This is a genomic window from Bartonella jaculi (assembly GCF_039543045.1).
Taxonomy (GTDB): domain Bacteria; phylum Pseudomonadota; class Alphaproteobacteria; order Rhizobiales; family Rhizobiaceae; genus Bartonella; species Bartonella jaculi.
On record NZ_BAABIZ010000189.1, the window covers coordinates 1 to 633 of the forward strand.

A 633-nucleotide genomic window follows, 5' to 3' on the forward strand; every position below is an offset into this window, starting at 1 on the left:
CATAGAACCTTTTTACAAGCCAATGGCTGCAAAACAGATCAAGTACTAGCAAAAGCCATGTTGGGATCTGTCACCGGCGGTGCTGTGCATTTAAGTCAAGCCAATCCAAAACATCTGGTTATTTGTGTGAGAATTGAAACGGGGCTGTCTCTGCTGTCTGGGTTGTTATCAGAGCCCGTGAATTTATGGGCGTCTCTTTCGACCAGTGGCATGATACGCGTGAATTTACCCAATATTGATACCAAAACACGTCTGACAATTGCAATGGACGGGGATGATGCGGGTCGTAAAGCAGGTTTTACCCTAGCAACGCGTGCACATAAACAAAGCTTTGAGGTCTTTATGATGCAAGCCCCTAACGCTTTAGATTTCAATGATTTTCTTTCTTTTCAAAAGGTATAATACCATGTCACAAAATAATAATATTATAGATAAGAATACTCTGGTGAATGATAACGATAATGCTTGTTTAAAAGCCATTCCTTATGAAGTGGCATTGCAACAAAATGGTTGGGGGGAATTAAAGCCGATTGAGAATGCTCTTTTACCCGTTGAACCTTTTCACGTTGCACAAATGCCTTTACGTTTAAGTCGCTATATTTATGATGTTGCCGATAGCCAACAATCTTCTCT

1 protein-coding gene and 1 pseudogene are annotated in these 633 nt (G+C 40.8%); both read left to right on the top strand.

Annotated elements, in window-relative coordinates:
- The coding region (locus ABD915_RS10115) for a toprim domain-containing protein (protein ID WP_345117845.1) at positions 1–402 on the top strand (402 nt) is incomplete at its 5' end.
- Positions 403–406: 4 nt separating this feature from the next.
- Positions 407–633, top strand: a pseudogene (locus tag ABD915_RS10120) (YfjI family protein); the annotation flags it as partial.